The organism is Fusibacter ferrireducens (genome assembly GCF_015352425.1).
GTDB lineage: Bacteria > Bacillota > Clostridia > Peptostreptococcales > Acidaminobacteraceae > Fusibacter_A > Fusibacter_A ferrireducens.
The window spans coordinates 564726-590814 of sequence record NZ_JADKNH010000001.1 but is presented as its reverse complement, the minus strand read 5'-3'; the positions used below and the strand labels follow the sequence as shown (position 1 = coordinate 590814).

The window sequence follows — 26089 nt, the reverse complement described above, 5'->3', positions numbered from 1 at the left end:
CTTATCTTTTAAAAAAGGTGAGCAATATGGTGAATGAAACGTTGAAACCAATGATTAAACCCTTTCCAATACTTTTAAAATCACAATTTGCCATAGAAATTCTGACACATTATAAAGGGCAGTCTATGATCTCTTGGCCGTTAATGGATCTGATCTACTTGTTAATGCAGGAAGCAGCCAGCGATGAACAGAGTGCAGCCATCCAAACCATCATAGAAAATAACCCTATGATTTATAATGCCCATAACACCGTACACGTCAACCGTCAATATATCCAAAATAGCGATGCTCGCAAACCGATAAATGTGATCCATCAGCAATTACAACTGATCAATACACTGATCAACACAGAGCATCTGAATCCCATCATCAATCACCAAGAAGTACAGAAACTCATTGATTTGAATATGAGTTTATATCCAGTTAAACAGTTTGCACATTCTATATCACAAAGTGAAGTTGGGAATAAGTATATAGACCGTTATACCATAAAGTATTTAGGAGCGCGCACTGAAAGTCAAAATAGCAAGTCACAAACTCTGGATAAATCCGATACCAATATGGAGAACGGTGTTGATATACCGCCTTACAAATATAATCCCAATGCGCCTGAATATGGCCAAATTATGCTACATCAAGATGCAAATTATTTTAAAAACAATTATGGTCATAATAATATAGCGGGATTAAATGCCTATGCCAAATTATATGCTATAAACGATGATATCCATGTGTTTGAAACCTCAACATCTGAACCGCACTTTTTTTCTAAACTCATCAATCGATTGTTGGGTCGAAATCAAAAATCGGTTCCATTAAATTCTGAAAACCACGCTACCGAGCGATATACTCAGTGGTCGGCAGTACAACTGCTCACCGCTACTGAAGTTTCAATGCCGCTAGCTCATTATATAAATCAGACTTCAAATCGCTTTATCTATAGAAGTTATGCAGATCACAAACGAGAGCTCTTTTATGATGAAGTGAATAGCCACATTCAATCGCCGAAATGGCTGAATATTTTTAAGCAAGATCAAGTTGTTCGTATGGACACAAGCAATAAGATGCTTAAAAACAAATACTTTATCACTCCCAATGACACGCTTATAAAAAATGAGCATTTTTTAAAAATGCAATTGAATGCTCATGAAAACCGAATGAATAGGATGTTTCAATACCCTGTCAATAGGGAGATGTATAATCAAGAAATTAGTTCAAAAATAAATGATGATAGCCATCTAACTGCGAACTCAAATTTAAATTATGAGATCAATTCAGATAATTTGAACTATTTAAATATTTTAAATACGTTAGATGCCTTAGATACCTTAGATACTTTAAATAAGTTAAATACTTTGTACAGTACTCAAAAGAAAAATAGTCGTTTTCTGAACAGTATGATTAAGTCTGTTCAAAATAATATTCAAGTGAATGACATCGTGAATATAGACAATTTAAATAGCCCTCTTAAAACAAATACGCGTATTGAAACAAATGCATTCACCAAAGCAAAAGGTTATACAAACTCTAATCTGAGCATATTCAACCATCCAAGTTTCCTTGAAAAAAACAGGGCTTTGGTTGCAACTCATTTGTTGAGAACACGTGAGGGATTATACCACATAGACATTCAGGAAAATTGGATGGATTCTCCTTACGAAGGATACGAAAAATATGAAGAGAATGCGCTCTATAGGAGCTTAAACCTAATCAACAGACAAATGCTTCTCAAAGAACAGTTTGTAAACAATGATGCTCAGATTCATCAGACCGTTATTAACAATAAAGTTATAGAAAATACGTTTATCGATCATATGGATAACCCCAATAAGATGCCATACAGCAGACTATACTCAGTTCAGAATATTAATGTTCAAAGCGGTAACACTCAAAATAGTGATACTCAAAAAAATCATATTCAAAATGTCAATACTCAGAGCAGTAATACGCTAAATAATTATACTCGAAACCGTTTTACTCAAAGCACTTATTCAAATGACTCCGTTGGTTATGATGCCCACACAACCTCTATTGAGAACATTTTCAACAGCCGTGTCAACGAAGAGCATTCGACGGCTATGGCTCATAGTGTCAACATGCGTTCTCAAAGTGCTAATATGCTTTCCCAAAGCATTAATATGCATTCCAAAAGTGATAGCATGTATTCTCAAAGTAATATACACTCTCAAAGCACTAACATATATTCTCAAACTACTGGCATGTATTATCAGTTAGATTTAGATTCAAATGCAAGCTCTAATGCAGTTACAAATACAAATTCTGAATATGGCGATCTCTATAACAGCAATCCAAAAAACAATGCCATATATCAAAAACAATTTTACACTAATTATCCTACAAAAATATTCACAAATTTAGGTCCATATGGCCCTACAAATCAATGGACAGATGAACCCGTATCCGAGGATTATTTTAGTAATAGCGCCTTAATGGTCTATCAAATACATCATAATAACTTGAATAGCAATTTTCAGGGGGCATTGAGACATATTCTATTGAGCACTTTAGAGACTGTATCTCGCTTCGACAATCTTGAAACTGTGTCTTTAAATAGTCGTGAGACTGTGTTTAACGAGTCCGTTCAAAGACTTGCAGATGGTTCCATAGAATCATCCAATAACTCTATGTTGAGTTTCACAGGTGATTCGATCAATAGCTTGCAGAAGATAAAAGCATTTAATGCATTCTATACGAATACGATCATCGAAAAAAAGAATGCCCTTGAAAATCTAGAAGCTTTCTCACAAAAGATTCTCAACCGTTTCTCCAGTATAGGGGATGAAAAAATTGATAATCAAATAAAGTACTATCTTGAACATTTAGAATCTTTAAAGTTTCTAAGTCAAGGCCGTTATCAAGATGCTCAAGAGTATATAAAACTTAGGGAAAGCACCGTTGATTTAAAAAGAAATCTTTCTCCAACAGATCTTTCTCAAAGCAGTTCACAACCTATGAATATACCTTTAAGCCTATATCAAAGTATCAACTCAGAAAATTGGGCACAGCATACCATTTTACCTGCGAATCTCTTTTTAACGCATAGGCTCCATAATTTAAATCATTTATCAAGAGATGATCGCTCCGAAGCTCAATTTAAATTAACTTCAACCAGTTCAATCGATTATATGATCAGTTCAACAACACAGGTCACAAACGGACCCCAAAGTTTAATTCATCTTGCGGCATCACTTGTCAACCAGTCCAATCGATTTTTAGAGCAACACCACTTTTACTATAAAAATAGATTCCAAGCAAATAAAGATTCCTTTTTACAGACTGAGATTAGAGAGGATGAATCCAATAATTTTACTTTGAAAAAATCCATTTTGAATCCTAGATATGAGCATAAATCCACCCAAACCGATTCAAATCAGATGTTTTCAGATAAAGTGTTTTCAAGCCAGATGAATTCAAATTATGCAATTTCAAAGCAGGCTATTTCAAATCAGAATACTTTGAATCCAAGTGTATTTGTTGAAGCATCGCATCATCAGGTTATTTTGAATTCTATTGCTCCTGAAAATGCTTTCAAACATACTTTTAAACAAACTTTCAGACATACTTTTAATATGCTTTATCGGTTTGAGCCCATAGCCATCCAATCAAGTGGGCTCTCATTAAAATCAAATCGGTTGATCAATCCAAAAGTACAAGCAAAAAGGCGCAGTGTTCCGAATTCAAAACCAAGAGCCATCTTTATATCTGAAAGTAGAGAAGAGGCCGTATCCGTATTTAATTTGAAAAAAATTATTGACAGCAAGCCTTTTATAGCTAATTTGGAACATAAGCAATTTCAATGGATAAAAGGAATTTTGACAAATGTACATCTATATTCAGATTATAGTAAGACATTATACAACACTGTGATTTCATCTGACATAGAAAAAGAAGTGCTATATGAGAACAGCGCAACAAAGCACTCAAGTTTTCCTTTACACAAGCGTCATCTTATAAATAATCAACGGATAAAGCAATTAACAGAACAGCTTGTAAATCAAACTACTGTTCATAAGCTTTCACCCATTACGATTGATGCTCAGCTGGATACTGTTGTAAATGTGAAGACCAATCTCAAACCGAAGATGGTTTCAAGCTATCAAGTGATTCAGCTAAGTTCAATGAATCGCAAAACAATGAATAGCAACTACAACAGTCAAAATCGTGATCATTATAATTGTTATCCTATTCATATCAGTGATCATGGTGATTTTATTAATTATGCGGATCGTAACGTTGTCAATAGTAATCACGCTCATCATAATTACAATCAAATTCATGATATCAATATTAACAACATTTACAGCAATCACATCAACAGGGCCTCTATTGATAACAGTCATAAAAGCGATTACAACACCGATGAGTTCAGTCATAACATCAGCAGCAACAACTTAAGGCCTATCCGCCTCATAAAAACAAACAATAATATTAAAGAGACTCAAAACCATGTTATCAAGACTCACAATAGTATGAGTATTAACCCAAAGATCATCACTTTAAAACTCAATCATCCAACGTTTAATCCAGATCAATCAAGCCCTGATCACACCCATTACTTTTCTAGTAAATGGCAAAATACTGTGATCTTAAAAAATGGCGATGAAAGTATCAAACTTACTTTGAATACATCGTATTTGAGACAAAGAATTGCCCCAATAAAACAAACGGAAAGTTCAAGTGTCGATTACACACACGAGATTTCATTGCTCATGGCCGAACTTGAAAACACTCAGATGTCATCTGATAAAATTAAAGGGCGAAAACAAAAAAAGGCAGCACGTAAAAATGCTGAAAAGCGAAAAGCCATCGAAAGAGAGATTGAACACATCAAATTTCAAAGCAAACTACAGCAACAGAGACAAAAAAAAGTGCATAATCAATATCCTGAACTGGTCCCCGCCTATGTCTATCAAAGTTTAGCTGAGGTGCATAAGAAATTAGACCATGCGCTCATTGTTCAAAGACAACTGCATTATAAAAATCAGTTTGTCAAATCTAAAGACGAAAACAAGCAGGGTTTGAATCTTTCTGAAAAAACAGTTCAAACGATTTCAAATTATGCAGAGCACATGAAGAAGAGCATGAATCATACGAAAGTACTTCACAATATGAAAACAGTTTCCTTAAACAATAATAGGGTTCAAATGAGCACTTATTTACTTCAAAAGCAAACACCAGTTAACCTGACACATCATACGGATCAAGTGATGTCGTATTCAGAAGTTGAATCTTCAAGACTTTCTCATAAAACTGTGACAAGAGAAGTCATTCGAGAGGTTATGACAGCGCCAGAAATGACATCCGTTTTACCAAAAGATCACCAAGAGAGTGCACAAGTGGTTGAAAACACTGTGGCACCTTCACCAGAAACGATCAATATCGATAAAATTGCTGATCAAGTTTATAAGCGCGTCACAGATCGTGTTGAACGCGAGCGCAGGAGACGTGGTTTATAGGAGGTAGCACATGGCACTTAAGAAAGCCAAGATATCCATCATGGGTGAAAAAATTAAAGAAGATTTTGACTGTCTCTTTAATCCAAGTGAATATAAAATTACAAACGAAAAAACCTACTCATGGGCGAGTCCGATCGGTGTCGATCAGCCTGTCAAGCAGTATAAAGGCAGTACAGTCCCAATACTGGATATCGAACTCTTCTTTGATACCTACATGACACCTGATGCAGAAGATAAAAAAGAAGATGTCCGCAAGTATACGGATAAGCTCTTAAAAGCCATGTCAGTGGATGCCGGTCTACATGAACCTCCAGAAGTGCGCATCGTATGGGGATCGCTTGACTTTAAAGGCGTGATCAGTAAAGCGGTTACCACATTTACCATGTTCTTAGAATCTGGAAAACCCGTCAGAGCAAAGGTATCCTTGACGCTAAAAGCCACTGAAACCATGGAAGAACAACTTAAAAAAACGCCTTTGGAATCACCCGATCGAACGAAACATAGACGCATCAATCAAAATGAATCCTTGTGGATGTTGGCGAGTCAAGAATACAAAGATCCAAGACTGTGGAAAATAATTGCGAAAGAGAACAAAATCGCCAATCCAAGACTATTAAAAAGTGGTCAAATCATGAAGATTCCTTCGATTGATTGACATAAACTATTTCGATTCGATATAGGGCTACGTTTAGAGCATTTAAGATTAACCTTAGGGAGGTAATATGGGGACTTTAAAATACGATGATCTCTCTAAAAAATATAGGGCATTTGATGTGCCCACCTATAAGATCAAAGTGGGCGGTAAAGAAATCCCTCAAAAAGATGTCACCATCAGCAACATCGAAGTCAATATCAGCACTGGATTTGAAGCCAGTATGTGCTCCTTTGAGGCCTATGAACTCTACGATATAGATGAACGCGCCTTTGACGCCAAACTCATGAAGGATTACTTTTCACTGGGCAAGGAAGTGGAAGTTTCACTCGGCTATATCGAAACGACATTAGTGTTTAAAGGCTATATTGAGACTGTGAGTGCAAATTTTTCTGAGACCAGTTTTCCCTACATTAGTGTGGAATGCTTGGATGTAAAAGGTCTTATGATGCATGGCAACAAGTCCACAGCGATGAACCTCGGCAGTTACACAGATGCCGTCAACAGCATTTTAGGCAATTATGGTTCACTTGCAGGGACCAAAACAGTGGATGCCAGTACAAAGTTGGAACGCGAAATTCAGCAGAACAAAGAAACCGATTATGCCTTTCTGTGCAGAGTCGCCAAGAGCATCAACTACGAATTTTTCGTACTACAGGGGAAAGTGTATTTTCGAAAACCCGCTTATGCAGATCAAACCCCTCAATTACTCTATGAATGGGGCCAAATGTTGGTCTCCTTTAATCAAACACGAACACTGTCAAAATACGTGAACAAAGTCACTGTCAAAGGCTATAATGATGCAGAGCATAAAGTCATAGAGAGTACCGCCAGTGCCGCAACTAAGGTAGGGGCAGGTTCACAAAAACCAGATAAGTTTTCATCACAGTTGAAATCTTCAACCACGGTGATCGTGGATATGGCCATTAATACCGTGGAAGAAGCCAAAGAAAGGGCAGAAGCAGAACTGAATCAAAGAAGCTTTAACTTTATTACGGGTTATGGCAAATCGGTGGGCATTCCAGAGCTCGTCCCCGGTAAATACATTGAGATCAAAAGCTTTGACAGCGATGTGGACAATAAATATTACGTGACCAAGGTCGTCCATAAACTTAATGATGGCGAATACAACACTGAATTTGAAGCAGGAGCGAATATGCTATGAGTATGTATGACTTATTCTTTGATACAAATGAGAGAGATGACAATCGCATGTATGGCTTAACCCTTGGGATTGTCACCAACACTGAAGACCCTGATAATCTTGGTCGTATAAAAGTCAAACTTCCGCTGAGAGATGAGGCTGAAAACGAATCTGCATGGGCTCGTGTGATCATTCCCTTTGCAGGTAAAGAGATGGGCGTTTACTTTATCCCTGATGTAGGGGATGAAGTGATTGTGGCCTTTTTAGGTGGGCAACTTGAAAAACCAGTGATTGTGGGTGGCGTGTGGAGTAAATCTGTAAAACCGCCCATGGCAAATGAAGAAGGTAAAAATTTGACCAAAAAGATCAAAACAAAGAGTGGGCATGAACTGATTTTTTTTGACGAAGAAGACAAGGGCAAAATCACGGTCAAGTCATCCAAGGGCTATGTCATAGAAATGGATGATGAAAAGGAAAAACTCACTCTAAAGGACCCAAAAGATAAAAATAAGGTGGAAATGTCATCTAAAGATGGCAAGATCACCGTGGAAGCAGAAAAGAAGATTGAGCTCAAATCAGGGGGCTCAAGCATTATCATAGATGGCACAGGCAATAAGATTACGATTAAATCCAATACCGTGGAAGTAAAAGGCCTTCAGGTCAACGTCAAAGGCGATACCACTGTGAAACTGGAATCCGGCGCAACCATGGAAATCAAAGCCGGTGCCATTTCACAAATCAAAGGCAATCCTGTATCCATCAATTGATACTTTGTTGCAAGAACCATGAATAAGATATGTAGTTCAAAGCAGATTATCTTTATAAATACAGTTTTTAATAAATCCAATGGACTTATTCAAAGAAAGAAGGGCACTTTTATGAGCGATCATTTTGAATCATTTCTAGGGCGTGGCTGGAAATTTCCTGTAACCGTAGATGCACAAACTGGTAAGGTTTTGACCTCGGAATACGAAGCAGACATCGTTGAAGCGATAAAGATCATCATTATGACACGAAAAGGTGAACGCGTCATGCGCCCTGATTTTGGATGTGATATTTTTAATCATCTCTTTGATGTCGTGGATTATACCTTGCTCAAACAGATGGAAACCACTGTAAAAAACGCACTTATCAGTTGGGAACCCAGAATCACAGACATAGAGGTAGAAGCCGTGGTAGACAGCAAGACAGCCGAAAGGATAGATCTTCACATTGCATATGTGGTCAGAACAACGAATAATCCTTTTAACTTAGTCTATCCTTTTTATATCAACGAAGGGAATATCTAAAGTCTTTATTATGGCTCAAATGTTGTTACAGCAGTTGTGAGAGAGGTTAACCATGAACTATTTTGATCTTAAAAACATGACCAGAACTCAATTGATTGAAACGCTAAAGACACTCAGTAAATCGTACACGCCTGAGTGGCATTTTGATGTGGAAAACCCCGACCTTGGCACTGCACTGGCACTGATTTATGCGGATATGATGACAGACACCATAAAAAAAGCCCATCAAATGCCGGATAAACATTACATAGATTTCTTGAATTTACTCGATCCTGTACAAAAACCATCGAAAGGTGCAAAGGGATATGTGACTTTTTCATTGAGTGAAGGAACCAAAGAAGGTGTCAGTGTGCCTCTTGGCAAGCAACTCATAGGCGAGAGCGATGCTGAAGAAAATCTGATTTTTGAGACCATGGATGACCTCATGATCGTCCCTTCAAAGCTTGAAAATATCATTGTTGTCAATCCAGAAACAGATGAAATCACTCATCATTTTAATCATCTAAAAAGTGAAGACATGGCACCACTTTATCTACTGGATACGCCTGCACCTCAGAATTTGCAGACGCATGAGCTCGTCATCAGACAAGATAACGCTCTGACTTTAAATCATGCGCACGGCATAGAAATTCATATAGAAGATGTTCAAAATAAACTGAGAAAAGCATATACACTAAGTCAACTTTCTGATCCTGAAAAAGTGGCATGGCTCTACTTAAAAGACCAAAATTGGGTGCCATTTGATCACTACAAACAAATTGAAAGCGGCATTTTATTAAAAAATAATCTACTTATAGAGTTGGAAACACCTGAGATCAAACTCAAAATGAAGAGGGCAACTGAAATGATCTGCGATGAAATCAAGATCAATCCAATTTCTGATGTCTTGAAACCAGATGCACTTTATTACAACGAAATGGAACTGCCAGAAAAAGATTTTATGATGTTTGGCACACAGTTTTTTGCCTATGATGCACTCTATATTTCAAGCGAAGAATTATTGACAAAGAAAGGCAGTCTCATTACGCTTTCATTTGAATACATCCTCGAACGGCATAAAACGCCGTTTGATGTGCCCCCACCAAATATCAAATGGAAAAATGTGTTGAAAAAGTCGGATTTAAAAGAACCGGTTATCAAAGAGATCTTCATATCAGATATAGTTCTAGAATATTGGAATGGTGTGGGGTGGTCCAAACTCGAGACGGAAACCTTTAATCGCAAAATGTTTGCAACTGATGACAACGAACCCATTGTACAAAAAATTATTTTCAGATGCCCTGATGATCTCATGAGCACCACCGTTGGCGCTTATGAAAATTACTGGATAAGGCTGAAAATTATAAAAGTGGAAAATGCCTATACCACACTTGGCGATTACATTGCCCCTAAACTCAGATGGCTCAAACTGCACTATGTATACGATGAGCACGGCGTTTTACCAAGTGCACTCAAAAGATACGAGTTTCTTACAGACCAAGAGATTGACCCAAAATCTAGACCACTTAGACTTTTCAGTGATTATGGTGCATTAAATGCCAAGGCACTCTATCTGCAATTTGATGCCCCTTTAATTGGTGCACCGATCAAACTGCTATTCGATGTGGGCACAGTGACGGACCTTAAGTCTAATCGCTTTAAATGGCAAATGCTCAAACGCATTGCCAATAAAGCCAAATGGGTGGATATCGACATTATCGACGATACCAACTCACTTCATGAAACGGGCGTTGTAACGTTTATTGGTGATGAAAACCATGCCCGTTCAGACTTATTTGGACACAGAGGTTATTGGTTGAGACTTGTTCAAACTGAAGCAGGCACTTTGCCAGTACTGCTTAACGCCATCTACCTCAACAGTGTCAATGTGACTCAAAAGGAAACTAAGCAGAGTCAATATTTCTCATTGAGACATCATGAATACCACAAAGAGATGGTCCTGAACCATGAGAATCTTGAATCCTTGGAAGTTTGGGTCAATGAACTCAACGTGGATATGGAAGAAATCAAGAAGGCCAACTGCGACTATAGACAAGTGCTTTCTGTAGACGGCACTCCGGAAGCATTGTGGGTCAAGTGGGATGCCTATGAAAGCTTCTCAGAAATGAACGCAACCACACGCGGTTATGTTGCCAACGCTTTCGCTGGCCGAATACACTTTGGCGATTCAGTGCATGGTTTTTTGCCAGATGGCATAAATGAGAACAACATCAGAGTTGATTACGAAGTCAATCTTGGCGAGTATGGCAATGTGGCTGCCTACGAAATCAAAAGATTAGCGCAGACAATTTCCAATGTAAACACTGTATTTAACCCAATACCATTTCAAGGTGGTCATGCACCAGAATCCAGAAAGAGAGCACTCAATAGAATTTCTGAGACCATTCACCACAGAGGGAGAGCGCGATCCACACGCGATTTCGACGCTTTGATTCTGTCGGCTGACTACGATATCAAAGAAGTGTTAACGCTTTCGAATACAGATACCTTTGGTAGATTTTCACTTGGTAAAGTGACCAGCATTGTACTCCCAAAATCGGAAACCTATATGCAAGATTATTTTAGAACGCTAAAGGCCAAAATAAAAAATCATTTAAATGGTAAACTCCCATGTACCCTTAAATACGATTACAATTACTTCATCATCGAACCGCTCTACATCATCATAGACGTTCAATTTAAGGGGAAAATTGCAGATGTCACAGATTATTTGGGGACTTACAACGCCGTTGAAAAAGCCATTAATCGCTATTTAGACACCTATAAAGGCAATAAAAACGGAGAAGGCTGGCATATAGGCGACTTACCAGATGAACAGTATTTGTTGAGTCAAATTCAACGGATCGATACATTAAAAGACATAAACCTCTTAGTGCTGAATGCCAAGGTTCAAGATGGGTATCAGTTAAAAGAAATATCTATAAATGTACTTAATCAATTTCCACATCTCGTTATCAAAAATGGCAATCATGCGATTTCACTTAAATAATCAAAGGGAGGGCCATCATGATTAAAAATCTTAATCTTGATGATCAAAATTTCGATCTCATCGTCGAAAACGCTAGAAAAGCCATACGCAAGTATGCGCCATACTGGACAGACGAAAATGCACACGATCCTGGGATCACTATGATTGAACTCTTTGCGTGGCTAAAAGAGATGCTTCAATATTACATGGATCAAACCACTGAACCGCTTGAATACCAATTTCTTAAGCTCTTTGGCATTCAAAGGGATTTTGGCAGTCCAGCAGAAGTCATCGCCAAGGTGATGCACATCAGTGATGTGGAAACGCTCCCTCATAAAACACAATTTTCCAAAGGGCGTTTTACCTTTGAAACTCAGAAAGCCTATGTGCTCGATCCAGCGAACATCTGTGATATCCTATTGGACTATGAAGGACATCCAAAGTCTATTTACAACGTCATTGATAACGGCCTGACGGTTTATCCCTTTGGACCTGATTCAGTGGTTGGAAGCAGTTTTTATATCCAGTTTGATGCGCCCCATGTACCCGATCAAATTTATGAACTCTACTTTCAAGTGTATGAAGCCTATGAAGTCAAGCGTAATCCTATTAGACGCGTACAATTGGAGAGGGGCTTTAGTCCGCTTGGGACCATTCACTGTACTTATAAAACCGAAGCAGGAGAATGGGAACCGATTGAAATCATAGCAGATGAAACCTTTGGACTCATCCAGAGCGGACTTGTGACTTATAAAATTCCAAGTTCGGGAACGCCCTCAAGTGAAGGTTTTCAAATCAGAGCGGAGCTTGTCTCTGCAGATTATGATGTACCACCGCGCGTGATCGATGTCTTTAACCGAATCGTAAAACTCAAACAAACCGAAACTGAACCCACGCTTTACTTCGATGCCACAGGTTTTCCAAATCAAGTGATTGAATTGCCTTTTGAAGAGATTTACTACCCTAGTATTGACCTTGAGGTATACGATGCAGAACTTGATGAATGGCAAAAATGGCGTGCCGTAGATGCACTCTATGAAGCGGGTAAAGAAGATATGTGTTATACCTATGAACCCGAAATACACAGCCTGAGATTTGGAGATCAAAAAAATGGCAGAATTCCTACAAAAGGGCTTAACGTGATCCGAGTCAATCATTTAGAAAAATCACTGCTCGATCTAGGGAACATCGCTGTGGATGAACTCACATCTGAGACCAGCTCTGTGGTCTTGAAGAGTTTAACCTATGCTGTGGGAGGCCGTGGTATAAAAACTTTAGAACAAATGAAATCTGAACTCTATGATCAAATGAACCATACCCAAGTGGCAGTAACCGAAGCCGATTATGAGCGCATTCTCAAGAACACACCGGGCTTAATGATAGAAAAAACCAAGTGTTTACCACTGTATCGCCCTGGGCTTCAGGACTATCCCAACAAGCTTGTGGACAACGAAGTCTCTGTACTGGTGGTGCCCTATGGATTAGGTGCTCAAAACCGCCTCAATAAAGCGTATATTCAAAATTTGAAAAATGAAATCGAAAAATACCGTATGATTACAACAGAGGTTCACATCCTAAATCCTGTTTACTATGATATTGACGTCTATTTGGAATTAAAATCGACCTTGGATCATGAGCTCATGGCTAAAAGGGTGATCAAAACCATCCGTACTTATTACCAAAATGATTTTGGACAAGATATTTCAAAGAGCCAGTTCTATAAGCTCTTAACCGACATTCAAGGCGTCGAAAAAATCAATAGTATTCGATTGTCCTGTTTGCAACCGCTTTCGAAATCAAAATTGGGCGATCTGGAAATCCCACCATACGGCATCGGGTATTTAAACCATATTGAAGTGGTTTGGCTTGAAGATTGATCCAAGGAAGGAGGCATCATTTTGAACGCGTTTCTTAGAGTTGATACAGAAAGAGAATGGCAAAAGGGCTATTATGAAGACTTGACCATTGATCCAAATGGTGTCTCGTTAAACAAAGGTAGAGGCTGTTATATAGGCGCTATCATTGATACCGAAGAGTATGAACACATGTGGTCAAGACTTCATGTTATGAGACGCTACAGAGTTGAAACGAAGCTGATTTTCTACACTGTGGCAGTGGAACAACTGATTATACAAGATGGTAAAGAACTGCTGGATCTTGAAAAGGTCATACTAGATCATCTGATAAAACCTTTTGATTTGATTGAAAAGCTCAAAGTGCTCAATCCCAAAAGACATGAGAATCTAAACGACATCTTGCTCAATGATCATAAAGGCCGATATCTCATCTACTGGTTTGAACTGATTTCGGAAGGTGAATCGGATTATATAGAAGGGCTTGAAATTCACTACGAGCCTTATTCTTGGATCAATTATTTGCCTCAAATATACGCTGAAAACAAGGACTTTTTAGAACGCTATTTGGCCATCTTTCAAACGGTATTCGACGATCTAGAAGGTATTGTGGACAATATGCCCGAGGTCTATATCCCCAAGAGGACAAAGGCATCGTTTTTAAATACATTAAATGAATGGTTGCCCATTGATAGTTTTCAGTATTTCACAGAAGCACAGAAGCGCGATCTACTGTCCAACTATCATGAGCTCAATCAGAAAAGGGGGACCAAAGAGGGGCTTATACAACTGATCACTCTTTTCACTGGATCGACACCCTTTGTGGTTGAATTTAAAGATTATAAACATTTGAACACTCAAAAATCACTTTATCAAAGGCTGTACATGAATCATCCGTTTGGTTTTACACTTCTAATACCATCGGAACTCATTACCAATAAAGCAAAATTCAACGCATTAAATCAAATTATCAAGAACTATATACCGGCACAAGTCACGTATAAAATCGCACCGATCAACACGTATATGATTTTAGACGACTACGCCTACTTAGGGATCAATTCCTATATTTATCACCAAACGGATATTAAACTGGATGACAATTCCATGCTCTCTATGGGTGTCATCGGCCATGAATAAGTGAGAAAGGATGATCGACGTGAATAATCATAAAATAATACCATTTGAACGCAATCGCTATTTTTACGGTAAATTATTAACCGTTCGAGATTTTGAAATTGAGCAGAAGTACTTTAACGACAAGCGCCGTCTTATGAACAGGATTCTACTGGGCCCCGGTATTTTAGCAGGTCTAAATGTACTTACCGTGGATGATAAGACCCTTTTAATCGAACCCGGTGTGGCTGTGGATTACCTCGGTAGAGAAATCGTCAGTGATGCGCCTTTTACCAGTAGACTTTCTGTGATTGAAGGGTTTGATCAACTCCCTGATTTTGGCGATGCGTATTTAAACATTGCCTATTTTGAAGAGCCCAAAGAAGCAGTACATAATATTTCTCAGAGTGAAAATGAATACAATCGCGTCCTTGAGGCTTATAAGCTTTCGCTTTCCACAGAAGCGCCAAGTGTTGAACATGCCTTATTGGATTTGATCGGTCTTAAACAATTTACGTTACTGGATAACGAGACTTATACGCTTTATCTTAAACTGGACCACGTCACCAATGTGGAAGAGGGCTTCAATGCCTATCTTCAGGTCCATAAAAAAAGTGAAACCGGCACCGTGAAGATCAACATCACTTTGACTTCACAGTACATCAACTACGGTCAGCCCATGGTGCTCACTTTCGATGAAACACTTGTGAAAAGTGCCGATGCCTATCAAATGTCATGGCATTTCGATGTGAGTAACGTTAAGCCTCAAGATGATCTCATTCAACTCAGTGGTTTTTCACTCTCATCGGAGAGTCTACAGATTGATCATTTGGACATTGCGTTAAAGCATGCCGTACAGATCAGTCCGCTACCAAAGCTAGAACAGATAGAGCACAAGTACAGAACGCTATCTCTTGATGATCTCATGGCAGCCTCTGCTGGTGATTCTATTTGCCTTGCGAAGCTCAAGGTCCTCAAGACGGACCGCACGTATGTGATCGAGTCCATCGTTAACGATCCACTAGATCAACTGCTGGGCAATTTACAGCTCTCCAAGATTCGCAAGTTAGATGCTTTTCAAAAGGCCATGAGCACGGAAAAACAAACCGTCCCATCTGGAGAAGACAAGCCCCAACTAGAAAAACAAGTGACGATCGCCGACACCAATACAACCACTGGTAAAATCACGTTTATGTTCAACGACAAGGTAGATGCCAAAGAGAAATTCTTCTCTGAGGAAATCGAGCATGGTTTGGGCACTGGAGATGTGTTTATCCAAGTGTCCATAGATTCTGAAACCAGTGAAGGGGATGCCGCCTTCGGCTATCAAAACCAAATGGTCTTCGGCGATTATGAAATCTTTGAAAAGAGCAATTACGAACCCGTGGTCCCTGTGGTGAAATCCGCCACGATTAACTATAAGAACAAAGGCACTTTCATCGTGGGCATTCAGTTCATGGAGAGCTATTCTCGAAGTGAACTCCTAGTCAAATGGTCTGCCACTAAGGTCAACAGGCATTATGAACCCATGATCAACCTCAAGAACCAATTGACCATAAAACCCGCCATGTCTAAAGTCAAAATCAGAAGCAAAATCAGCTACAATGTCTTCAAAGATGGCGAACCCGTACCATGCACATGGCACATCAAAGAAGAAGACGGCGGCGAAATCGACGCAAACGGCGTCTACATGAGCCCATCAGTAGAAGGTGTCTACGAGATCATCGCTGATGTAACGGACTACCACGAGAAGCTCTCGGCCTTTGTGGTGGTGGAGAATGAGGAGTAGGTGGAGATTGGTTGATGGAAGAAGAGAAGAAGAAAAGATAAAAAGAAAAGAAAAGAATAAAAGATAGAAAATGGTGAATGTTGAAGATTGAAGTTTAAAGAATGATAGGATAAAAGATATCTCTCATGATCTAATTTATAGATTATGGGGGATTTTTTATGAAGATTTTGGGAAGAACAATGATTTATTTTATGTAAAATATGAAGCAAATTGTTTTAGGGTAAAGATTTACCAATTATATATACCCATTTTACTGGGCATCGTGTATAATTGAGGAAGTAGTGGTTTCTTGAGCTAAAAGTACTAGGATTTGAAATAGAGATTGAACCACTCTAAGAGGTAAGGGATATGTATTAATATAAAAATTAACATTTTATGAGCATGAAGGAATATTTATGAGAAAGGTTCGGGAATATGGACGTTATGCAAAAGCAAAAATATTAAATACATAAAAAATACTAGGAGGATTTATGAATTTTGATGAACTGTTTTTATACCAAATAGTACCAAATGTCTTTTACATTTCGCTAGTGTTATATCTGGTGGTGATGTTCTATGCACGTTACTTAAAAAGTGAGAAAAAAAATAATATCGAAAAAATTAAAAAATATACTCTGGAATTTTGCTTTCAAGACAAGAATGACTATAATAGTATACTTAGTGATTTAAAATATAGTAATGAAATTAAATCAAGAGTATTGTTTTTTAATGTTTTAAATCATTTTGAAAAAATTGCAATTGGCGTTGAAAATCATGTTTTTGATGAAGAAATAATTTTTAGTTACTACAGTATCTATTTTATGTTATTTTATAAAGAATTTAGATATTTTGCAGTTGAAGAAAATTCTGAGGTGGCAATGAGATATTTTAGTTTGGAAAAAATTGTTCAACACTACTCAAACTATGACAATAAAAGATACTGGAGAGATTAGTATGGTTGATTTTAAAGCATATAATAAGATTGAAGAATATTGTAAAGAAAATAATCATCCAGCGATATACAAAAAACTACTCTTTTATAAATATACTGAAGAAATGAAAAGCTTGATAGATTCATATAAAACTAAAAATTCAATTAACCCTAATAGTGACATTTTAACTGGGTTTGATAATTCTTGTCTTAGCGATGATCGACTTCATAGTGATATTAAGCTAATCAAGGAAGAATTATATGAATTTACTTCCTTTGAAGTAAAAAAGTTCACTCAAAAACAGTCAATTAAAGCATTTGGAATTTCAGTAGGTGCCAGTGTTCTTGCTTCCTTTATTTTTGTTATTTTAGCTATCGGGATATACAAAGTTGGAGAAAATCAATTTAATAGTTGGTTCAGTAATGATCCAAGCACTCATATAGAAGAAAAAATTAATATTGAGGGGAATACACCATTAGATTAATTTTTGCCTTCGCATAACACGTCATTTTCCTACATTCCTTCCGATGTCACAAGTCTTGCGAGGCAAGCCTTGCGCCACTTTTTTCGCTAAGGCGTTAAAAGGAAGGAACGTCGGAAACTGCGGGAACGTTATATTGAATTCTCTTCTTACGTAATATGAGAAGAGGCAAGTATAAATCAAAGGAGGATAGCTTTATGCATATGCCAGCATTCTGTGATAATTGTGGGGCGATATTTAAATCAGGATTTGAATTTGAGAACTGTAGACTTATATCTCTTCGAGGAAATAAGTCGGGTCCTTGTCCTTCGTGTGGTGGTATGGGACATATTCCAGATGGAGTATTTAATTTTTTGGATGGAACCATTGAACTTCTTAGTGGCCCCTATGTATCACAAATGGAGTTGGAAAGGCTATCAAGCGTAATTCGAGCAAGTATAAAGAACAAAGAAGACATTAATCAGATTCAAGAAAGAATTGAAAATGAAAGTGGTGAAGTAAGTAAACTTGCTGATTTATTGCCGCATAGTAGATCCGAATTATACGCGTTTCTTACGTTAATACTAGTTATTATACAAATATTAATGTCTAATAATTCAGTTGAGTCTTCAACTGTAACGACTAATAATATTATGACAACAAAAAGTGAAAGCATAATTACTGAAATTTATAATGATTACACATTAATAACAAATCAGTATATTATTAATCAAGATGGTGGAATTACAGAATTTGAAGAAAAAAATATGAATGAGTATTAGCTATTGAATGTTAAAAGTGAAGAGAACATCATATAAACCAGCTAATTCTTGTCAAGTCTTGCGAGGCAAGCCTTGCGCCACTTTTTCCGCTAAGGCGTTAAAAGGAAGGAACGTTGAAAACTGCGGGAACGTTAACTAAAATGCAAAATAAGGAGACTAATATGAAAATTTTGACAATTGGATCGTTTTATGATCATGAGTTTTCTGAAAACATTGCTTTTAGGTCTGCAACCTCATTTTTGGATTATGATATTGCATTAATTGACTTTCAATATATTTTGTCAGAATATTCTTGCATTACCACAGGGAATGGTAATTATATGGGACACAAGTGCTTAAATAATGATGATTCAGTAAGAATTATGGAAGACATTAAAAGAAGAAAATTAGAAATCGATGAGTTACTTAAAATGGGAAGAACAATAATTGTTTTCACACCAATAAAGCAAATATGTTATATTTATACAGGAAAAAGTGAGTATTCTGGGAACGGTAAGAACACACGAACTACTAGAATAGTTACTGATATTGATTTACTTTCAATTCTCCCAATAGAAATTGATACTATTGAAGCGCAAGGATCAAATCTTACAATTAAAAACAAAGATATATTTAATGAGATTAACAAAAAATTTAGTAATTTTCTAAAGTATAATGCGTATTTTAGAGAGCCAATTGGAACTCCAATTTGGTTTATAAAGAATACGAATAAGGTTGTAGGATCATATTTAAATATTGAAAAGGGACATCTAATTTTCTTGCCCCAATTTGAAGATGATGAAGAAAATGAAGAAATCGAAATGAATTTTTTGAAGGAAATAATTTTACTTGTAGATAAACTCAAGCAAGATAATGGTGATTATACTTTACCCGAATGGAGCGAATCCTTTTTATTACCTAAAGAGTTAGATATTTCAAACACCATCAAAGATTCAGAAGTAGAATTAAATGCATTATTGAATAGAATTACTTTACAAAAAGAAATGTTATCGAAAATACAGGAAAATAAATTGCTATTCACTGGTACTGGCAGATCACTTGAAATCAAAGTTAATGAAGTACTTAGCGAAATTGGATTCAGCGTTGTTGAAGGAGAAACTGGGAGGGATGACTTAATTATAAAATATGATGATAAGATTGCAGTAGTAGAAATTAAAGGTGTATCTAAAAGTGCCGCTGAGAAACATGCTGCACAGTTAGAAAAATGGGTAAGTGGCTATATTGCTGAAAAAGAAGTATCACCAAAAGGTATCCTTATTGTAAATGCTTTTAAAGACTTACCACTTTCAGAGAGGATAGAAGAGTTCTTTCCAAAACAAATGATAAAATATTCTTCAAGTCGGAATCATTGTCTATTGTCAGGAATTCAATTGTTGGGGATATATTATCATATTTTAGATCACCCATCTGATAAAGAGATAATAATTAGTAAAATATTTAATACAAGTGGTGTTTTTGATGGTTTTTCTGAATGGGCAAATTTCGTTGATGAAAAAAAAAATAGATTTTCTTAGTAATGACAAGTAGTAATTTGCACTTCGCATAAAGTAATGTTTCTAAATCACAAAAAAAATAAGCCCTAAGTAGGCCTAAATTGTGAATTAGGAACATTGTGCCTAGCGAAGCCGCGTCACCAGAACCTTTGGGTATTCAATGATTTGCTCTTTATTCTTTTAGGACATATTTAGGGAAAAGAGCTTGTAAAATCCAAAAATACAGTTGTAGATCCATCAAAAAAATTGATACGATGACATAGATTCCCCCTCCCCATGAAAATACAATCATTTGAACAAGTAAGCAATATTCAGTTTCAGATGATTAACCGTCGGGAGAAGGCATTGCAGCATTTATTGAAAGTAGTTTGGAAGGTTCTAGAGGACATTTAGGACACTTATAAAAATCTACGTTCATAAATCTGCTTAAAAAATCAATTTTAGAAAAAGCATTTGATCTTTTAGAAGGTATGATTTTCATAATGCGCTGGCAGTGAGCAAGCTTAGAGTGTCTGTTTCTGCCAGCGAGAATACCATAATGTCTGATTTTCACAAAGCCTGAAGGCAGTACGTGCATTAAAAATCGCCGTATAAATTCTATACCAGTAAGGGTCATCGTTTTGGTTTTATGGTCATCTCGATAGTCTTTATATTTGAAAGTGACGAACTGATCGGTAACCTTAAGGATGCGATGATTGGCAATCGCAACGCGATGAGTGTATTGGCATAGATAATTAATGACATGTGTGGGTGAATCAAAATTACTTTTGCAGTTAACGACAAAATCCTTTGAATAGACAACGTCAACGATCTTTTGAAACTCTGAATCGTCATCAAAGTGCCATCCAATCAACTTATGCTCCTTAAAAAGTTTTTTCAATGCATTTATAAAAATTCCCTTAAAAGTAGAACTCATAATTTTAACAGGAATCAGATATTTTCTTCGTGTCTTTTTAAATTTCATGGTATCAAGACACAATCCACCCCCAGGCACAATAAAATGAACATGCGGATGATAAGAAAGTGTTTGTCCCCAAGTATGCAAAATACCAGTAAGTCCAATCTGAGTGCCTAAATGTTTTTTATCAGCAACAAGTGAGAGTAAATAGTTATTTTGAATGCGAGTAAAATAGTGAAAGCCATTATTTAAAAGTATTAGTCAATTTGGTGACGGATAGCAACTTCATCAAGGATATGAAAAATTTGAGGAGGAAAAAAGATGTATAGATTAGGTATTATTGAAGAAAGTTTAGATGACAATAAAATATTGGAAAAATATAAAGAATATATTTATTCCCGCAGAATAGAAGAAATACCAGATGATGAATTTCCGATCTGGCATATTGATGAGTATCGTGTACCTAATGAGAAAATGTCAGAATTACTTTCTATTTTAAAAGAACACATTAAATTAACTTGGTATATCCATGCTTTTGATGAAAATGAATTAATCATAATTTTCAAAGGAAAGTATTTTGAAATATCAACAGAGAAAGATGACAGTTGGAATGCAATGATTGAATATGGCGTAAATATAGCTCAGGTTGAAGGACACTTTTTAGAAAATATTCCTCTGAAAATTTAAAAGTTGTTTATCAATGATTACAAGCTTGCTGATGGTTTAGAAAGGTTCTCCTTCTTTTAACTCTTTTTGTTCACTAAACTATCTACTTAATAATAGGCCTTGATCTGCATCCTATTTATTACATATTTGGGCGGATTTTAGACTAATTGAAATTGAAATAAAGACATATCGCAGAATCAAGAGGGTATGAAGAGGATCGTCCACCAGAAGTGTCTATTCAAGATCATACAAATTTGATGAAAAAATGTGAACGAAGATTTTGCCTCTATTTTTTATTAGACAAGGAAGCTCGCAAAAAAAATTATATACCACTCCTTATTCATATATTATCCTATGAAAATGTAGCCTCTGACAAAGTATTAATTAAAATTGACATGCATTATGTCGGAGATATAGAGTGGGCAAAGCGGGGGATGGTAAAAAAATATCATATAGTGAAGAAACGGAGGTATGCCAAGTGGAATATTTGAAATCGTGTTTATGTAAAGCCGTAAAATTTAAGATAATTGGAGAATTTGAAGATAAGAATATGTGAAGACATTGAAGGTGTCAGACACCAAAACAGAAGTAAGTCGATGAACACCTTTTATTTCAGTATATTGGTATGATGAACTTTGAAGATAATGTGATCTTTAAAACAGAAATTTGATGGGCTGTATTAATGCGTATAAAGATCATTTATAAATGTTCATGAAATGCTTTAACAGTATCAAATTAAGTAATTGTAGTTATTATAATAAAAATGGAGCATATAATGATTGACATAAAAAACGCAGCAAGTAAAATTATTGATTTTTGGTATACGATTGAGTTATTGACTCAAGAAAAATTTCCACAGCAAGATGCAATGAGTAAGAAAATTACAGAAAAAATACGCGATTACTCTATGAATCAAAATAACACTGATTCTAAAGGCGTATCGTCAAACAAATTCACGATATATTCTACGTTGAACGATTCGTTTGAAATTGACGATATCATCAGAAAAGGGGAACAAAATTACAGATTTCATGCAGAAGTGAGTTCAATCGGTCATGTGTGTTATGGCAAAGTTTTTAGAGAAAACATCGTACAAAAATTATATAAATCGTTAAGAATAGAAGATAAAAGACAAGAAAGAGAAACCGATACAATCTGTCTGTTCTCATTCAAAAGAAATGCTGATGGTGATTACGAATCGGGTTCATTGCAGTTGTCTCCGTTGGTTTGGGGTGTCCATCAATGTCATAAGAACGCCCAGTTAGAAGATAAAGATATTTCACATACATCATACAAAACAGATGTAGAAAATTTAGAAAAAAGTTTGCCTGAAGATAAGAAGGTTTGTAACGAATTCATTGATGCACTTTATACCAAAATATATACTACATATATTGTCCCTTTAGAACTTCAGGATTATACCACGAAAAAGGGCATGTTTGTCTATTCACGATTTATAGATGAAAAAGTAAAAGAGAAGGAAGATGAACTTCTTGATGATGTGAGCAACTTAGCACGAAGCTTTTATGCCAGCGATCTTATGATGATTAGTGAACATTATAAGAAGGATTTTGAGTCATCCGGTATGAGCAAAGATTTGCTCAATTATATTACCCATAGACATCAGATGAAGCATGATCCATTAAGTCAGGCGACTCACTCTGGCAGAATTAACATTAGAGAATCTAAAGAGGCTCTAAGTTCAGTATTATCTGTGGAAAATATTGCTCTTGGTAAATGGCCTTCAAAATATAATCCTGCTTTAATGCAGCAAGTAGCTATAAACTACTTGTCAAAGGCTGAAGATAGCCCTAATATTTTCTCAGTAAATGGTCCACCCGGAACCGGAAAAACAACGCTTTTAAAAGAAATAATAGCCCATAACATTGTGGAACGTGCTATAAAATTAGTCACTTATGAAAAAGCGGATGAGGCTTTTGGTTCTTCTTATTTCCATGACTTTGAGGGTGAAAAAAAATATTATGATAAATTCATCACAAAATACTATTATTTTAAAGATGACGCCATTAATGATCACAGTATGCTGGTGGCATCAAACAATAATGCAGCGGTTGAAAACATTACAATTGAATTACCAAATGGAAAAAATTTGCTGGCAGGTATTCAAAGCAATGCTACAGGTGTTGATAAGGCATTGAATGAAATTGCAAACCTTTTTGATATTGCTAAGTCTCCACTGAAAGAATCTTATTGGGAATATCGTGAGAATCCAGATGCTCTAAATGATGAGAGTGCTCCGAAAAAAAAGAAAATAGAAGAACTAAAGCCTGATATCTTTTTTTCATGGTTAGCACATAAACGCGAGACAGGAGACAACGAAACACCTCCACACCTTATTAATACCTGGGGCTTGATATCCGCACCTCTTGGGAAAAAATCAAACATTAAGAACTATTATTATAACGTATTATCCCATTTTATTAATGATGCGTTAAAATACCCTACTGATTGTGTGCAATATGAAAGTAAGTATACGGATGCAAGACATCGGTTTAATAAACAACTTTTAATTGTTCAGAACCTGAAAAAACAGCTCATTTGTGATATGAATATAGAAGCAACTTTTGATGAAAAAAAATCAGACTACGAGAACCAAATTAAAAATCTAAAAGAGAAAGAGAGCAATACAACGCTTAAAATCAACAAACTTTTGAAGACTCTCAGTGATCATGAAAGTAAAAAGCAGGACCTTTGGAAGCAAGTTAATCAAAATGAAAGCCAAAAAACTGAGATTCAAAATCAAACGTCTTTGCTCAAACTTGATATTGAAAACTGCACAATAAAAATTGATTTAATTAAGACTACAATAGATGAGTTAAAACAAGAAATCAATTTTATAGACAAGATTCTGTTCTTAATCTTCAAAAAAACCAGTAAATATACAGTTATTGAAAACGAACGCATAAAACAGCTTAAGATTACGGATGAATTGCTCGCACATCATGATAAAATGACAGATCTTAAAAAAAATCTAAATGCGAAAGAGCATTATTATCATCAACTGAGTTCTAAGATGGCTGAATTAGATCTACAAATTGAAAAACGTAATGAAGAAATAAGTGAATACAAACATCAGATTAACAATATTAGAACAAGAGATTTAGCTTTAAATGCGGCACTTAAAGAAGCAATTGACAAATACCTAAAGGACCTCGAAGTAATAAAAAGCACACGACAATTGCTTGATGATAAATTCTGGACTAATTTAACTTCTTCTAACCATGAGTTATCAACGGATGCACAAATGACAAATCCGTGGGTTACAAGTGAATTTAATCGAGAACGCGAGAAATTATTTTATTATGCGCTTCAGTTGCATAAATATTTCATTCTCTCATCAAATGCTTGTCGTTGTAATTTCAACCTACTAGGAATGATGTGGGGTTATAAGACCAATAACGAGGGAGAAATACCTACTTTTTCATCAAAGCACAAGGATGAAGCTTATGCATCACTATTAAGCACCTTATTTTTATTAACACCTGTAATATCAACCACATTTGCATCAACGGCTACATTTTTAAAAAATATAAAAGCTCAAAATAGCATCGGTCTACTTATTGTGGACGAAGCAGGTCAAGCAACGCCTCAAATAGCTTTGGGGGCACTATGGAGATCGAGAAAAGCCATTATTGTTGGTGATCCAAAACAGGTTGAACCAGTGGTGACTTCAGATAGTGAAATTATTATGAAAGCTTTTTCAAATGATTTACTCAAATCTTATCAGGATAAAACTTTATCTGTTCAAATGTTCGCCGATGCGATTAATCCTATCGGTTCTTGGATTAAAGATCATAATTCTATTGAAGACAATGAAAGTGGCGTATGGGTAGGATGTCCACTGGTCGTTCATCGTAGATGTACAAATCCGATGTTTGGATTATCAAATGAACTGTCCTATGGCAAAACCATGAAGTATAAAACACAAGAAGCAAGTTCGTCTGCAAAAAAAATGTTTATCAAAAATAAGTCCTGTTGGCTAAACATTGGCGGACGTGAAGTAGGGCAAAAGAATCATTATGTTGTTGAACAAGGCAAGGCCGTGTTGGATATGGTTAAAAAAAGTTTTGAAATTTATAAAGCACACGCTAATGACTTATCTGATACAAAACCGAGCTTATATATCATTTCACCGTTTACCACTGTCGTAAATGGCATAAGATCGATTTTAAAAGCAAATCATACGTTAAAAAGTGATCCTTTGTTCGACGAGTGGTTGGATGAAAGTCTTGGTACTGTGCATAAATTTCAAGGCAAAGAAGCAAATGAGGTGATCTTTGTCTTAGGATGTGACAAAGATGCCATGGGGGCAGTGTATTGGGTAAGCAAAAATATTCTTAACGTAGCAGCAACTCGGGCAAGATATAGATTTTATATTATTGGCGATCAAAAGATATGGACTCAATCGAGAATATTTCTTTTGGCATCCAATTACTTTGAATGCGAGTAATTTGAAAAATCTAAAGAAGAATATCAATCGAAATCGTTGTATGGTAGTGTGATTGTCTCAATATCCAGAACATTTGAATACAAAACCAATTTAAGCATTTTATCAACAACAAGTTTATTA

16 protein-coding genes are annotated in these 26089 nt (G+C 36.3%); 15 read left to right on the top strand and 1 reads right to left on the bottom strand.

From position 1 onward, the window contains the following. The first annotated feature begins 26 nt into the window (after positions 1-26). From ISU02_RS02835 to ISU02_RS02775, 13 genes are all read left to right on the top strand, one after another. On the top strand, positions 27-5477 hold the full coding sequence (locus ISU02_RS02835) for a hypothetical protein (RefSeq protein ID WP_194700257.1): 5451 nt from the start codon (positions 27-29) through the stop codon (positions 5475-5477). Between the two features lie 10 nt (positions 5478-5487). Beyond that, positions 5488-6132, top strand: coding sequence for a CIS tube protein (locus tag ISU02_RS02830; RefSeq protein WP_194700256.1), 645 nt, complete (start codon positions 5488-5490; stop codon positions 6130-6132). A 67-nt stretch (positions 6133-6199) separates the two neighbouring features. Continuing rightward, positions 6200-7294 (top strand): phage late control D family protein, encoded by a 1095-nt coding sequence (locus tag ISU02_RS02825; protein ID WP_194700255.1) that lies wholly within the window; start codon positions 6200-6202, stop codon positions 7292-7294. Then, positions 7291-8040 carry a phage baseplate assembly protein V gene (locus ISU02_RS02820; protein ID WP_194700254.1) on the top strand — a complete coding sequence of 250 codons (750 nt, stop codon included), beginning with the start codon at positions 7291-7293 and terminating at the stop codon, positions 8038-8040. The genes ISU02_RS02825 and ISU02_RS02820 overlap by 4 nt, the downstream gene beginning before the upstream one ends. Positions 8041-8151: 111 nt before the next feature. After that, on the top strand, positions 8152-8562 hold the full coding sequence (locus ISU02_RS02815; RefSeq protein WP_194700253.1) for a GPW/gp25 family protein: 411 nt from the start codon (positions 8152-8154) through the stop codon (positions 8560-8562). Between the two features lie 52 nt (positions 8563-8614). Next, positions 8615-11551, top strand: coding sequence for a baseplate J/gp47 family protein (locus ISU02_RS02810; RefSeq protein WP_194700252.1), 2937 nt, complete (start codon positions 8615-8617; stop codon positions 11549-11551). 17 nt (positions 11552-11568) lie between these two features. Then, positions 11569-13407: a baseplate J/gp47 family protein gene (locus ISU02_RS02805; RefSeq protein WP_194700251.1), complete on the top strand. Its 1839-nt coding sequence runs from the start codon at positions 11569-11571 to the stop codon at positions 13405-13407. Between the two features lie 21 nt (positions 13408-13428). Next, positions 13429-14523, top strand: coding sequence for a phage tail protein (locus ISU02_RS02800; RefSeq protein WP_194700250.1), 1095 nt, complete (start codon positions 13429-13431; stop codon positions 14521-14523). A 19-nt stretch (positions 14524-14542) separates the two neighbouring features. Then, positions 14543-16288: a hypothetical protein gene (locus ISU02_RS02795; RefSeq protein ID WP_194700249.1), complete on the top strand. Its 1746-nt coding sequence runs from the start codon at positions 14543-14545 to the stop codon at positions 16286-16288. 470 nt (positions 16289-16758) lie between these two features. Continuing rightward, entirely contained in the window at positions 16759-17220 is a 462-nt protein-coding gene (locus tag ISU02_RS02790) for a DUF4760 domain-containing protein (RefSeq protein WP_194700248.1), read from the top strand. A gap of 1 nt (position 17221) precedes the next feature. Then, positions 17222-17683: a hypothetical protein gene (locus ISU02_RS02785; RefSeq protein WP_194700247.1), complete on the top strand. Its 462-nt coding sequence runs from the start codon at positions 17222-17224 to the stop codon at positions 17681-17683. Between the two features lie 194 nt (positions 17684-17877). Then, entirely contained in the window at positions 17878-18441 is a 564-nt protein-coding gene (locus ISU02_RS02780) for a hypothetical protein (protein ID WP_194700246.1), read from the top strand. Between the two features lie 161 nt (positions 18442-18602). After that, positions 18603-19955, top strand: coding sequence for a hypothetical protein (locus ISU02_RS02775; protein WP_194700245.1), 1353 nt, complete (start codon positions 18603-18605; stop codon positions 19953-19955). A gap of 304 nt (positions 19956-20259) precedes the next feature. Here ISU02_RS02775 and ISU02_RS02770 read toward each other — a convergent pair whose 3' ends face one another. Next, positions 20260-21054, bottom strand: coding sequence for an IS91 family transposase (locus ISU02_RS02770; RefSeq protein ID WP_456071377.1), 795 nt, complete (start codon positions 21052-21054; stop codon positions 20260-20262). Between the two features lie 99 nt (positions 21055-21153). Here ISU02_RS02770 and ISU02_RS02765 point away from each other — a divergent pair, with 99 nt between their 5' ends. Beyond that, a complete protein-coding gene (locus ISU02_RS02765) occupies positions 21154-21519 on the top strand; it encodes a hypothetical protein (RefSeq protein ID WP_194700243.1) in 366 nt (121 codons plus the stop codon). A 754-nt stretch (positions 21520-22273) separates the two neighbouring features. After that, positions 22274-25969: a DEAD/DEAH box helicase gene (locus tag ISU02_RS02760; RefSeq protein ID WP_194700242.1), complete on the top strand. Its 3696-nt coding sequence runs from the start codon at positions 22274-22276 to the stop codon at positions 25967-25969. Positions 25970-26089 lie beyond the last annotated feature (120 nt).